The following is a 12518-nucleotide window of genomic DNA, read 5'->3' as shown; positions in this document are numbered from 1 at the left end:
AGCCGCGCGCTCTTCCTGCGGTCGCTGTCGCGGAAGGCGGTGTCCGGCAGCGCCGAGGCCGCCACGCTCGCGTCCCAGACCCGCTGCTGGAGATCCTGCGGACGTGCGCCGGGGCTCGCCGTCGCGATAACCTTCGGTCATCGTGCCTGGTCACCTTGCCGGCGCCGCGGCGCCACGAATCTCGGTCGAGACGCTCGGCCAGTCTCAGAGCGCGCACGCCGTGCGGAAGTTCGACGGCGGCGCGCACACGGACTGGACCTCGCTGCTGGTCCGGCGTTTCGAGCACGCGTCGGTGATGGAGCACACGACGCTCTCGCCCGTCCCCGATCAGCTGATCCACCTGCAGGTGCGCGGATCGATGGCCGTCGAATCGACCGAAGGCGGCCGGTGGCGGCGGGCGCACCACGTGCCGGGGTCCATCGCCATGACCGAGCCGGGCAAACCCTCGACGCTGCGGTGGCGGGCCACCGGGCCGGAGCCGATCGAGACGATCCAGGTCCACCTGCCCGGGCAGAGCCTCGCCGACGCCGCCGAGCACCTGTGGGACGGACGCGGGACGGGGGTCCGGCTGCCGGACGCGCTCCTGTGCCGCGACCCGACGGTGGAGGCCGTCGTCCGCGCGCTGGCCCGAGCCGCCGAGGCACGGGCGAGCGCGCTGTACGCCGACTCCGCCCAGGCCTTCCTCTGCATGCACCTGCTCGAGCACCACACCGGCCGGAACGCGGTGAAGGCGCTCGGGCGTGACGAAGCGCGCGTGCGCAAGGCCGAGCAGTTCATGCACGACAACCTGAGCGACGCGATCCGGCTCGCCGACATCGCCGCGGCCGTCCACCTCAGCCCGTACCACTTCCTCCGCCTGTTCCGGGAAGCGACCGGCGAGACGCCGCGCCGCTACCTCGAGCGGTTGCGCCTGCGCAAGGCGACCGCCCGCCTCGAGCGCGAACGGACGTCGATCGCCGACATCGCCATCGCCTGCGGCTTCGGCAGCGCCCAGCACTTCGCCGCGCTCTTCCGGCGGGAGAACGGTATCTCCCCGTCGGAGTTCCGGCGGGACCTCCGCCGCTGAGCGAACAGCAAGATCCGGCCCGCCGGTCCGCACGAACGGGACCGAAGCGGCCCGCGCCGCGTCCTAGGCTCAACCACCATGGCGCAGGTGCGAGTGATGGCGCGGGGGTTCGTACGTCCCGGCCGGGAAGCCGAGGCCCGTGCGGTCTTCCGGTCGATGCTCGCGCCGACGCGGGCCGAAGAGGGATGCCTGTTCTACGAGTACCTGGAAAGCGTGCCCAGCAGCCGCCGCTTCTTCGGGGAGGAGCCGGAACGCCCCGAAGACCGGCGGCTGGAGGTCTACGTCAACGAACTCTGGGCCGGCCAGGAAGCCCAGGACGCGCATGTGAAGACGCCGTACTTCGCCGAGCACAAGGCAGGCCTCGCCCGGGTCATCGACGGCGACTACCACGTGACCAACCTCGTCGAGGTCGAACCCGCGGACGTCACCACACGGCACGCGGGCGTCACGATGACGGGGGAGGACGGCGCCGAGGGACCCAAGGCGTTCTCCATCCGCATCGAAGCACGGCCAGGGCGGCAGGACGACGTTCTCCGGATGCTGCGCGACATCCGCGCGTGCGTGGAGGACGAACCCGCGACGGGGCCGTGGTACGCGGTCCGGCACTCGGAGACGGAGTTCGCGATCTTCGAGGCCTTCCCGACGATCGCCGGCCGCAACGCGCACATCGCCGGCGGCGGGGGCGACGTCTTTCGCGACATCGAGCGCATGAACACCATCCTGGCCACCGCCGCGCACGTCCGGAAGGTGGACGTGTTGCTGAGCAAGGAGACGATCGCGAAGTAGGGAAGGGGCCGCGCACGCCGCCGCGGTCCAGCTGGACCCGCCACGCGAGCTAGCCGGACCAAGGCGACGAGCACCGGGGACTCAGGAGCAGGACACTCCGTTCAGGGCAGGGGACAGGAACGGCGGGGTGCCGCCGCTGTAGTCCGCGTTGTAGCCGACGGTCGCGGAGCCGCCGGTGCCGAGCTTGCCGTTCCACGAGGCGTTGACGACCCGTACGGTGTCGCCGGTGTCGGTCCAGGTCGCGTTCCAGCCCTGGCCGACGGTCACTCCCGGCGCGGAGAACGTGAGTGTCCAGCCGTCGACGGGTGCGCCCCGGTTCTCGATGACGACCTCGCCGGTGAAACCGTTCTGCCACGAGCTGACGACCCGGTGCGTCACCGCGCACGAGCCATTGCCCGGCGAGGTCGGCGTTGTCGGCGGAGTCGTCGAGGTCGTCGGGGTCGCCGTCGTGGTGGCGCTCGTCGGCGTGGTACTGGCCGGCGGCGCACCGGCGGCCGCCAGGTCGTAGGCCCGCTGCGGGACGAACTGCCCGGCCGCGGCGAGGCAGCCGTCGGCTTCGCCCGGCGGCTTGACCCAGAGGTACGCGGCGATCTGCGCGTCACCCGTGGCGTCGGTGCTGGGTGTGCCGACGGCCCGTCCCGCCGGGTCGCACCACTCGCTGCCCAGCGGCCCGTTGCCGTTGCGGCTCGTGTCGATCACCGCGCGCAGCCGCGAGTCGCCCACCGCGTTCAGCACCGCTTTGGCGAAGCCCGCCTCGTCGCCGGTCGAGCGGTAGTTGGAGACGTTGGTGGCGATGCCGTCGGCACTGCCGGAGACGTCCGCGGCCCGCACCCGTGACGCGGCCTCGGCGGGGGAGAGCCACGCGGAGTGGCCGATGTCGAAGTACACCTTCGTCTGCGTCGAACCGGACTTGAGCTTCTTGCCCGCGTAGGCCACCGAAGCCTTGGTCTGGTTCTGCTGGTCGGCCGACTGGCAGTTCGACATCAGCGCGAGCACGTCGGGCTCCAGCACGATCGCCGCGGGCCGGCCCGCGATGCCGGCGGCCACCTGGTCGATCCACGCCCGGTAGGCGTCGTGGGACGGCGCGCCGCCACCGCTGGCGCCACCGCAGTCGCGGTTGGGGATGTCGTAGACGACCATGATCGGGACCTTGCCCGCCGCCGCGGCGGCGCCCACGTAGGCGTCGACCTCGGCACGCACGGTCGAGGTGTTGGTGGTGGTGAACCACCTTCCCTGCGGTGTGGCGGCGATGCGGTCCCGGATCATCGGCGTCCGTGCGTCGCCGGGGTTGGCGGCGACCCACTGGGCCGCGTTCGTGCCCGGGTCGACGTAGAACGGCGAGGAGGCGGCCTGGGCGCTGCCACCCACCGTGAGAGCGGTGGCGCCGGCGAGGAGCGTCGTGCCGAGGGCCGTGACGGCGAACTTGGTGCTTCTCTTCCCCGGCCCGGCGGACAGCCGTTCCGGCCGGGCGTTTCGGGCGGTCGGAGGGGTGGTGCGTTCGTCGGGAATGCGTACCTGTTTCGTCGCTCTCATGAGTCCTCACAGCGTCGTCGGCGTTGGCGACTGGGAGCGCTCCCATACCGGCACACTGTAACCGGCGCGAGGCGGGCGGGAAAGAGCCCTTCGGTCCCGGCGGTCTTCCGGGCAGGCGGTGGCGGGCGTCGAGTGGGTCATACTCGTCGGGTGACGACGGGGTGGTGACCACTCGGTCCTTTGTGGACCAAAGCGGTCGTGACATCCCCCGCAGCCAAAAAGACGACGACGTCTTGGGAGAGCGAACGTGTCCTTCGCCGAGTCACGGCCGACCCTGGCCGACGTCGCGCGGGTGGCCGGGGTGTCGACCGCCACCGCGTCCCGCGTGCTCAACGGTTTCCCCCGGGTCCGGCCGCAAACGCGCGAGCAGGTCGAGTCGGCGATGGCGGCGCTCGGGTACGCCCGCCACCGTGCCGCGCGGGCGCTGGCCGGGCCCACGGGCTCGGTCGCGCTCGTGGTGTGCGAAGAAGTCCCGCGGTTGTTCGCCGATCCCTACTTCGCCCGAGTGGCCGCCGGGGCGGGCCGGGCGCTGACCGGCGTCGGCCTGCAGCTCGTGCTGCTCACCGTGCCGGCGACGGAGGACTACCAGGCGCCGGTGGTGCGCTACCTCGACGGCGGGCACGTCGACGGCGCCCTGGTCATCGGGATGCACGGCCGCCGGCCGCTCGACCTGGGCCGGCTCGGCATCCCGGTGGTGTTCGGCGGCCGCCCGGCCTGCGGGCGGGAAGGCCGCTTCTCCTACGTCGACGTGGACAACCGCGGCGGCTCCCGGCGGGCCACCCAGCGTTTCCTCGACGCGGGCCGGCACACGGTGGCGACCATCGCCGGACCCCAGGACATGACGGCCGGCGTGGACCGCCTGCTCGGCTACCGGCAGGCGGTGTCGGATGCCGGCCACGGCGACCGCGGGCTGGTGGTGTTCGGGGACTTCGGCCAGGCTTCCGGCGAGCACGCCACCGCCCGCCTGCTGGACCGCAGGCCGAATGTGGACGCCATCTTCGCCGCCTCGGACATGATGGCGATCGGCGCGCTGCGGGCCCTGCGCCGCGCGGGGCGCCGGGTCCCCGGCGACGTGGCCGTCATCGGCTTCGACGGCCTGCCGATCGGCCGTCGCACCGATCCGCCGCTCACGACCGTGCGCCAGCCGATCGAAGAGATGGGGGCCCGGATGACGGGCGAGCTGCTGGCGATGCTCGGCGGGTCGGCCGGACCGCGCCGCGCGGTGCTGGACACCGAGCTCGTCGCGCGCACCTCGGGATGAGGCCATGGCCTCATCCCGAGGGACGGACGTTGTCAGCGCTGCAGCGTCAGGACCCCCGGCCGCCACGGCAGCTGGTCGTACGGGCCGGTCGCGCTGGGGGACTTGCCCTGGTAGAGCAGCTGCAGGTTGCAGGGGTCGACGGTCATGGTCTGGTCCGGATCGGTGCGGACCAGGTCACCGTGGCTGATGTCGTTGGTCCAGCCGGCGCCGCTGTTGGCCTTGCCCGCGAAGGGGTTGCTTTCGCCGGCGGCCTGCGGGGTCCACGATCCGCTCAGGCTGCCGGCCGTGAACGAGCGGAAGTAACGCCCGTTCGCGCCGATCGCCTCGACGATCATGAGGTACTGGTTCTGGCCCTGCACCCTGTAGACCTGGACCGCCTCGAACAGGTTGTTCGTCGAGTCGCTCAGTACCGTCGTGTACGACGAGCCGAAACTTCCGGGGAAGTTCCCGATCGGCATGCTCGCCCGGTAGATCTTGCCGTTGTCACCGGCGAAGAACAGGTACATGGTCGCACCGTCGGCGATCAGCGTCTGGTCGATCGGACCGGTACCGGAGCCGGCGATGCTGCCGGTGAACAGCGGCTGCGGCGAGGACCAGTCGTTGGGGTTGGTGGGTTCGCTCGACGTGCGGTAGATGAAGGGCCAGGCACCCCACTGGTAGGCCAGCACCCAGATGTTCTTCGGCGCGAAGTAGAACAGTGTGGGCGCCACCGCGGCCGAGCTCATCCCGTTCTGGCCGGCCGAGGCCATGTCGGACCAGTTCGTGAAGGGACTGAAGGCCATCGAGCCGTACGACGATCCCGAAACGTCCGACGCGTAGACGAGGTGCTGGCCGTTGGAGACGACGGTGGTGAAGTCCTTGAGCGAGACCCAGCCGTTCTTCGGTGTCGCCAGCACCCCGCTCGAGCTCCACCGGTAGGCCGAGGGAAGGGCGCAGCCGCCGCCGGTTGTGGTCGTGGTCGGCGTGGTCGTGGGCGTGGCCGACAGGCCCGTCCACTTCTGGTTGCTGCCACCGTTGCACGTCCAGAGCTGCACCGCGGTGCCGTTGGCCGTCGCGGCGCCGGCGACGTTCAGGCAGAGCCCGGACTGCACCCCGGCGATCGTGCCGTCGGAGTTCACCCGCCACTGCTGGTTGGCCCCGCCGTGACAGGTCCAGATCTGCACCCGGGTACCGGTGGTCGCGCCGCCGGGCACGTCGAGGCACTTGCCGCCGTACACCGTCAGCTGGCCGGCGGAGGTCGACGTCCATTGCTGGTTCGCCCCGCCGGTGCAGTCGTAGATCTGCAGCAGGGCACCGTCGGCCTGGCTGGTGTTCGAGACGTCCAGGCACCGGCCCGAACCGGCACCGCGCAGCGCGCCGGTGACGTCGGCCGCGGCCGCGCCGGCCCCCAGCGTCACCGCCAGCGCCACGGTCGACGCGGCGGTGAACACACCGATCAGGGTCTGGATCCTGCGTCTGGTGCTTCCTCTGTTCATGACGACCTTCTCCCGGCGAGCGAGACGAGTGTTATCGCTAACATGCGGTGCGCCACCCTGGGCTTCCGGGAGAAGGAATGTCAATCCGGACGGCCGCGCCCTCGGGGACCCGGCGCGACGGCCCGGGTGACCGGGCACCTCACGACCGTCGCGCCGGGTCCACAAAGGACGGAACGGCCATGAAAGTTACATTTCCCGGATCAGGCCACGACGGACTTTCGCCCTTGCTGCGTGGATCGCGGCCGGCGGCGGGCGACGGATCGAGCATCACCCGGCCGGACGCGCCGGCCTGGGCGTCGGCGACGCGGTCGAGGGTGGCCGTCGCTGGTCGCGTACGTGGGTATGGCGCCCGCCGGCGGCGCCACCGCGTGCGCGGCGGGCACGACCGCGTGCTCGGCCGCGGTGCCCGCTCGCCGATCCGGGCCGGGCAGGCCGCGAGCATGAACACCCTCCAGTTAGTCAAGATGCATGACCATCAACCTACCGTACTAATCGAGGATGCGCACCCGGCCGCGGTGGACACGGACCAGACAGAAGGACGATACGTCCGACCTATGTGTTGACCGTGTCGGCATGATCCGTCAGGGTGTTTGCGTCGGCCAATACGATCGAGAGGTGGGGTGGCAATGGCGAACTCGTTGTCCAGGCGAGGATTCCTCGCCGGAACCGGTGGCGCGTTCGCCGCGGTGGCGATGACCGGTACCGCTGCGGCAGCGGCCGAATCAGGTGGCCGTCCTGCTTCGGTGGACGAGATCGATCCGATGATCGGGGCCGTGACCACGGCCGCCGACACGGCGTGCGGGAAGACGTTCCCCGGCGCGGTCGCGCCGTTCGGGCTGGTTCAGCTGAGCCCCGACACCGTCTCCGGGGGTGACAACGGCAGCGGTTACTCCGCCGAGATGACCACGATCGAGGGCTTCAGCTTCCTGCACATGTCCGGGGTCGGGTGTTACGGCGACCTCGGCAACCTGCAGGTCATGCCCCAGACCGGCCCGCTGGTCACCGGCCGCGACGACGCGAAGAGCCCGTACCGCAAGGAAACCGAGGTCGCGCACGCCGGGTACTACGCCGTCGAACTCGACCGCTACCGCGTGCGCGCCGAGCTCACCGCCGCGACGCGCGCCGGGCTCCTGCGGTTCACCTTCCACGACGCGGGGACCGGCCGCGTCAAGGTCGACCTCACCCGCCGCATCGGGCCCGACGGTTCCCACTCGATCGCGCAGCACGTCCGGCAGGTCGACGCCACCACCGTCCAGGGGTGGCTGCGCTGCGACCACACCGGCGGCGGCTGGGGCTGCGGCGCCCAGAGCCCGGCCTACACCGTGTACTTCGTGCTCGAGTTCGCGCAGCCGATCGGGGCCTTCGGGACGTGGGACGGCACGGACGTCCGCACGGACCTGTCCGAGCGCGACGGGACCCAGCTGGGGTTCTTCGCCGAGTTCCCGGTCCGGGCGGGACAGCAGCTGCAGGTCAGGGGCGGCGTGTCGTTCGTCGACCTGGACGGCGCGCGGCGCAACCTCCGGCACGACCAGCCCGGCTGGGGCTTCGAAGCCGCCGTCGCGGGCGCACGGCGCACGTGGTCGCAGGCGCTGGACAAGGTCGTCGCCGAGGGCGGCACGGCCGAGCAGCGGAAGATCTTCGAGACGGCGCTCTACCACTCGATGATCGACCCGCGCCTCTTCGGCGACGTCGACGGCCGCCACCGGGTCGGCGACAGCGCGCCGGTGCGCGACGGCGTCACGCACCGCACCCTGTTCAGCGGCTGGGACGTGTTCCGCGCCCAGTTCCCGCTCCTGACCATCATCGACCCCGGCGTGGTCGAGGAGACGGTGGCGTCGCTCGTTTCGCTCACCGACGCCGGTCACGTGCGCGGCCTCGCCCGCTGGGAGCTGCTCGGCAAGGACACCGACACCATGCTCGGGGACGCGGCGGTGAACGTGATCGCCGAGGCGTACCTCAAGGGGCTGCGCGGGTTCGACGTCGAGAAGGCGTACCGCTTCTGCCGCGAAGTCGCGCTCGGCCCGGCGGCCCGGTCCAACCGCACCGACTTCGCCAACTGGTCTTCGCTCGGCTACTGCGTCACCTACAGTCTCTCGGCCACGCTCGAAAACGCTTACACCGACTACGCTCTCGCGCGGTTCGCCGAGGCCCTCGGCAAGGGTGACGACGCGAAGACGCTATACGGGACGTCGCAGAACTACCGTCACCTGTTCAACCCGGCCGCGGGCTGGTTCCGCGGCCGCAACGCCGACGGCAGCTGGATGGGCGACGGTGACGGCTGCATCGAAAGCAACCCCGAGCAGCAGGGCTGGTTCGTTCCCCACGACGTCGGCGGGCTCATCGGCCTGGCCGGCGGGCGTGCGGCGTTTGTCAGCCGGCTCAACGGGATCTTCGAGCGGACGCCGCCCGAGGAGATGATGAAGTGGAACGAGAACTACAACCACAGCAACGAACCCGTGCAGCAGATGCCGTTCATGTTCACCTATGCGGGTGCGCCGTGGCTCACCCAGAAGTGGTCCCGGTACGTGTGCGAAAACGCTTACCGCACCGGCGCGACCGGCCTGGCGGGCAATGACGACGCCGGCCAGATGTCGGCGTGGTACGTCCTGGCGGCGGCGGGGTTCTACCCGGTTTCCCCGGCCAGCGGGGTGTACGTGCTGGGCAGCCCGGTCTTCGACCGCGTCCGGTTCGCCACCGGCCGCGGCCGGACGTTCACCGTGCGGGCGGTGGGCAACGCTCCGGACCGGGTGTACGTGGAGTCCGCGACGTTGAACGGGAAGCCGTTGCAGCGGGCTTGGCTCACGCACGACGAGATCGTTCACGGCGGCGAACTCGTGCTCCGGATGAGTGGGGTACCGAACCGGTCGTGGGGTGTGGCCGTACCGCCACCGTCCTTGAACCGGGGCTGACAAGGCGCCGTCGATTCCCCGATGTCGCATGTGGACGGTCAACGGACGCGGGAGTGCCTCGTCCGCGCGCATCCCGCGCGGACGAGGCACACCCGTCACGCCGCGAGTCCGCCGTCGATGTTGAAGGTGGCGCCGGTGATGTAACCGGCTTCGGGACCGGCGAGGAAGGCGACCAGTGCGGCGACTTCCTCGGTCGTGCCGTAGCGGCCGAGGGCGCCGCGGGCCTTGAGCAGGTCGGCGAGTTCGCCCTCGTCGGGGTTCATGTCGGTGGTGATCGGGCCGGGCTGGACGACGTTGACGGTGATGCCTCGTGCGCCCAGGTCGCGGGCGGCGCCCTTGGAGTAGACGGTGACGGCCGCCTTGGTCGCGGAGTACTCGGCGAACCCGGGGAACATGATCGAGCCGGTGGCGGTGGAGGTGGAGATGTTGATGATCCGCCCGTGGTCGGCCATGACGGCCGCGGCGGAGCGGACGGCGTTGCGCACGCCTCGGTAGTTGATGTCGATCTGCCGGTCGGAGGTCTCGAGGTCGAGGCCGCCGGGTCCGACCGGGCCGGTGTGGGTGACGCCGGCGCTGTTGACGAGGACGTCGAGCCGGCCCAGTTCGCCGGTGACCTGCTGGACGGCGGCGTCGACCGCGGCGGGGTCGGCCTGGTCCGCGCGCAGGACCAGGGCCTTGCGTCCGAGGCCGGTGATCTCCTTGGCGACGGTGGTGGCCGCGTCCTCGGCCGCGGTGTAGGTGAGGGCGATGTCGGCGCCGTCACGGGCGAGCCGGAGGGCGATGGCGGCACCGATGCCGCGTGAGCCGCCGGTGATGAGGGCGACCTTGCTGTCGAGATTTCCCATGTCCTGCTTCCTGTTTGGTTTTGTACCGAGCGGTATCGAACCATGATGGCACGTTCTGTACCGCGAGGTATAGTTGGGGTATGGCCAGGCCACGCGAGTTTGACGTCGATGCCGCTCTCGACCGGGCGGTCGACGTGTTCTGGGAGCACGGCTACGAGGGCGCGTCGCTGGCGCAGCTGACCGAGGCGATGGGCATCAACAAGCCCTCGATGTACGCCGCCTTCGGCGACAAGCGCCGGCTGTTCGAGAAGGCGGTGCAGCGGTACATCGCCGTCGGCCCCGCCTGGGAGATGGAGGCCTTCGCGCTGCCCACGGCACGCGAGGCGACCGCGACGTTCCTGCACCGCACCGTCGACGTCGTCGCGAGCGACGACCACCCGCACGGCTGCCTCGTCGTGCAGGGCATCGGCAAGTGTTCGCCGGACAACCGGCCGATGCGCGACTACGTCGCCCAGCAGCGCGCCAGCGCCCTCGAGTTCATCCGTGCGCGCTACGAACGAGCTGTGGCCGAGGGGGATCCGACGATGAGCTCGGACCCGGAGACGCTGGCGCTGTACACGGCCGGCCTCAGTGAGGGAATCGCGGTACGGGCCAACGACGGCATCCCGGCCGGGAAGCTGCACCGCATGGTGGACCTCGCGATCCAGGGGGTGTTCGCCCAGCCGGTCGCTACGGGATGAGCACCGGAGCCGGGCCCGCGGAACGCGACTCGACATCACGATGCGCCCGCACCACGTCCGCGAGCGGATACCGGCGGACCTCGCGCTCGCCGAACACACCGTCGCGCAGCGCGCCGAAAACCTCGCCGGCGGCACCGAGTAGCGCCTCGCGGCCGGGCAGATGATCCCCGGTCGAGGACCGGGTGACGTGCACGCCCGCCGCCTTGGTCCTGAGCAGGGAAGCGTCGATCTCCCCTGACGCGCTTCCCGCCAGGTCGAGCCGGCCACCCCGGCCCAGAATGCCCGCCACCTCGTCGAAAACGGCTTGCCCGACCAGGTCGTAGACGATGTCGACCGGCCGCTCCTCGCGGGCCACCAGTCGCGCCAGGTCACCCGTGCCCGCCACGGCGACGTGCTCCAGTCCCCGGGCGTTGAGCGTCGCAACCTGCTCGGGGCGAGCCACCACGGCGATGACGTCCGCGCCGAGATGCGACGCCCAGGGCGCCAGCAGTGAGCCGACACCGCCCGTCACTCCGGTGACAACGGCCAGCGTTCCCGGCCCGACGGGGTGGACGCGCCGCACCCGTCCCCAGGCCGTGAGCCCTTTCGCCAGCACGGATGCGGCGACATCGGAGGGGATGTCGCCGGGGACGGGAATGAGCTGCGCCGCCGCGATCAGCCGGACCTCCCGGTAGGCACCGGGCGCGAAGTAGTAGCCGACCCGTTCACCCGGCGACACCGAGGTGACGCCCGGCCCGACGGCGTCCACGGTCCCCACCGCCTCGACGCCGATCACGGCAGGCAGGGGCCGGGCCGGAAACGTGCCGTTCCGGAAGTACGTGTCGACGTAGTTCAGGCCGATGGCCTCCTGCCGGAGCCGAACCTGGCCGGGTCCCGGCTCTCCGGCGTCTTCACTCTCGAGCTGCAGGACCTCCGCCTCGCCCTGGCGGTACATGCGCACAACGTCGCTCACGGTTTCGACTCCTCGTCATCGCCCGGCCTGTCCCGGGTTACGTACCCAACGGTACAGAACCTGGGCGACGGTTCTGTACCGAGAGGTAAAGATCACAGGGTTCGACCGGGCTGGTCTCAGTTCTGGGTGACGGGCCAGGCCGCGGCCGGGTGACAGTGTGCTGGGCAGGCGAGGAGGTAGGTCTCGTTGCCGAGGAACAGCCCGTACTGGGCGTAGTTGAAGGTGTCGGGCTGCTGTCACGGACGGAGTCAGTGCTGCGCGCAAGGTGTCGGCGTTCGTGTCGGAGAGGTCGCTCTCCTACGACACGCCGTCGAGTCCGAAGAGGACGGTCTGGCCGTCTCGGCTGCCGTCGGATATCTCGATGGTGATTTCTTTCGAGAGGTTATTGACTGCTGGTGGTTCGTTGGCATGGACGGCTATGTGCTGTACAAGCGTCCTGATGGGACGGGAGGAGCAGTCAGGCTTACCGGCGCCCGATGGGGTGAACTTGTCGGGCAGCAGCGGCACGAGCATGACTCGGAGCGTCGCGGGATCGCGATTTGCAGTCCGCTGAAGGAAGTTGGTGGGAAAGTCTACAAGGGAGGCCGGAGGAGTGGTGATCATCACTCGGATGGCCGTCAGCGGCCGCCGACCCGACGCGGGAACTCCCGGCCGAGGAAGGCCGGACGAAACCGCTGCGGGGGCTCGGTTCGTGGCACTGCCGCCCGGGATCGCGATGCTCTGCAAGGAGCTGATGGACAGCCACCGGGATCCGTTCGTGCTGTCCACGCCGGAGGGACACCCGTGGCCGCGGTCGAACTTCCGGATCCGGTTCTGGCGACCGCCGTTCTTGTCGACCTTCACGTTCTACGAAGGCAGCGCATCGACCGCGTGGCACCCGCGATGGTCAACCAGGTCCTGGAGGAACGCAGGTCGCGGTCGCCGGCGTCGTCGTACCCGGGGGAGCGGGCCAAGCTGGTGCCCTGGTTCTCGCACCTACGATCCAGGCTGGCCATCTGACGACTGAAGCCC

The 12518-nt window shown here is 70.6% G+C and carries 10 protein-coding genes; 5 read left to right on the top strand and 5 right to left on the bottom strand.

The genetic code is table 11. The annotated features are described in order from the left end of the window. The first annotated feature begins 142 nt into the window (after nucleotides 1–142). Both ACIOD2_RS07045 and ACIOD2_RS07040 read left to right on the top strand, forming a co-directional pair. On the top strand, nucleotides 143–1066 hold the full coding sequence (locus tag ACIOD2_RS07045; protein WP_400535224.1) for a helix-turn-helix domain-containing protein: 924 nt from the start codon (nucleotides 143–145) through the stop codon (nucleotides 1064–1066). A gap of 78 nt (nucleotides 1067–1144) precedes the next feature. After that, nucleotides 1145–1852 (top strand): antibiotic biosynthesis monooxygenase, encoded by a 708-nt coding sequence (locus ACIOD2_RS07040; protein WP_400535222.1) that lies wholly within the window; start codon nucleotides 1145–1147, stop codon nucleotides 1850–1852. A gap of 81 nt (nucleotides 1853–1933) precedes the next feature. Here ACIOD2_RS07040 and ACIOD2_RS07035 read toward each other — a convergent pair whose 3' ends face one another. Beyond that, on the bottom strand, nucleotides 1934–3385 hold the full coding sequence (locus tag ACIOD2_RS07035; protein ID WP_400535221.1) for a glycoside hydrolase family 6 protein: 1452 nt from the start codon (nucleotides 3383–3385) through the stop codon (nucleotides 1934–1936). A gap of 247 nt (nucleotides 3386–3632) precedes the next feature. On the opposite strand from ACIOD2_RS07035, the gene ACIOD2_RS07030 reads away from it, so the two are divergent. Beyond that, complete coding sequence (locus tag ACIOD2_RS07030; protein ID WP_400535220.1) at nucleotides 3633–4646, top strand: LacI family DNA-binding transcriptional regulator; 1014 nt, start codon at nucleotides 3633–3635, stop codon at nucleotides 4644–4646. Nucleotides 4647–4678: 32 nt separating this feature from the next. Here ACIOD2_RS07030 and ACIOD2_RS07025 read toward each other — a convergent pair whose 3' ends face one another. Continuing rightward, nucleotides 4679–6121 (bottom strand): non-reducing end alpha-L-arabinofuranosidase family hydrolase, encoded by a 1443-nt coding sequence (locus tag ACIOD2_RS07025; RefSeq protein ID WP_400535218.1) that lies wholly within the window; start codon nucleotides 6119–6121, stop codon nucleotides 4679–4681. Nucleotides 6122–6864: 743 nt separating this feature from the next. On the opposite strand from ACIOD2_RS07025, the gene ACIOD2_RS07020 reads away from it, so the two are divergent. After that, entirely contained in the window at nucleotides 6865–9030 is a 2166-nt protein-coding gene (locus ACIOD2_RS07020) for a GH92 family glycosyl hydrolase (protein ID WP_400535216.1), read from the top strand. A 95-nt stretch (nucleotides 9031–9125) separates the two neighbouring features. Here ACIOD2_RS07020 and ACIOD2_RS07015 read toward each other — a convergent pair whose 3' ends face one another. Beyond that, the gene (locus tag ACIOD2_RS07015; RefSeq protein ID WP_400535215.1) at nucleotides 9126–9875 is read right to left on the bottom strand and encodes an SDR family oxidoreductase; all 750 of its coding nucleotides are present in this window, start codon (nucleotides 9873–9875) and stop codon (nucleotides 9126–9128) included. 80 nt (nucleotides 9876–9955) lie between these two features. Here ACIOD2_RS07015 and ACIOD2_RS07010 point away from each other — a divergent pair, with 80 nt between their 5' ends. Continuing rightward, the gene (locus ACIOD2_RS07010) at nucleotides 9956–10555 is read left to right on the top strand and encodes a TetR/AcrR family transcriptional regulator (RefSeq protein WP_400535213.1); all 600 of its coding nucleotides are present in this window, start codon (nucleotides 9956–9958) and stop codon (nucleotides 10553–10555) included. Here the strand turns inward: ACIOD2_RS07010 and ACIOD2_RS07005 are convergent. Together ACIOD2_RS07005 and ACIOD2_RS07000 are read right to left on the bottom strand one after the other, a co-directional pair. Then, nucleotides 10545–11507, bottom strand: a complete 963-nt coding sequence (locus ACIOD2_RS07005; protein ID WP_400535212.1) for an alcohol dehydrogenase catalytic domain-containing protein — start codon at nucleotides 11505–11507, stop codon at nucleotides 10545–10547. The two genes, ACIOD2_RS07010 and ACIOD2_RS07005, sit on opposite strands and share 11 nt — an antisense overlap. A gap of 297 nt (nucleotides 11508–11804) precedes the next feature. Continuing rightward, nucleotides 11805–12020, bottom strand: coding sequence for a hypothetical protein (locus ACIOD2_RS07000; protein ID WP_400535211.1), 216 nt, complete (start codon nucleotides 12018–12020; stop codon nucleotides 11805–11807). Between the last annotated feature and the right edge of the window lie 498 nt (nucleotides 12021–12518).

This window comes from Amycolatopsis sp. NPDC088138, assembly GCF_044741685.1.
Lineage (GTDB): Bacteria > Actinomycetota > Actinomycetes > Mycobacteriales > Pseudonocardiaceae > Amycolatopsis.
The sequence above is the reverse complement of the archived record's forward strand: the minus strand, read 5'-3'. Positions and strand labels throughout refer to the sequence as shown.

What these genes read in the sequence shown, in the direction of transcription:
- ACIOD2_RS07040 (WP_400535222.1), top strand. Translation starts at nt 1,145, where the DNA reads ATGGCGCAGGTGCGAGTGATGGCGCGGGGGTTCGTACGTCCCGGCCGG.
- ACIOD2_RS07035 (WP_400535221.1), bottom strand. Translation starts at nt 3,385, where the DNA reads ATGAGAGCGACGAAACAGGTACGCATTCCCGACGAACGCACCACCCCT.
- ACIOD2_RS07025 (WP_400535218.1), bottom strand. Translation starts at nt 6,121, where the DNA reads ATGAACAGAGGAAGCACCAGACGCAGGATCCAGACCCTGATCGGTGTG.
- ACIOD2_RS07015 (WP_400535215.1), bottom strand. Translation starts at nt 9,875, where the DNA reads ATGGGAAATCTCGACAGCAAGGTCGCCCTCATCACCGGCGGCTCACGC.
- ACIOD2_RS07010 (WP_400535213.1), top strand. Translation starts at nt 9,956, where the DNA reads ATGGCCAGGCCACGCGAGTTTGACGTCGATGCCGCTCTCGACCGGGCG.
- ACIOD2_RS07000 (WP_400535211.1), bottom strand. Translation starts at nt 12,020, where the DNA reads ATGCTCGTGCCGCTGCTGCCCGACAAGTTCACCCCATCGGGCGCCGGT.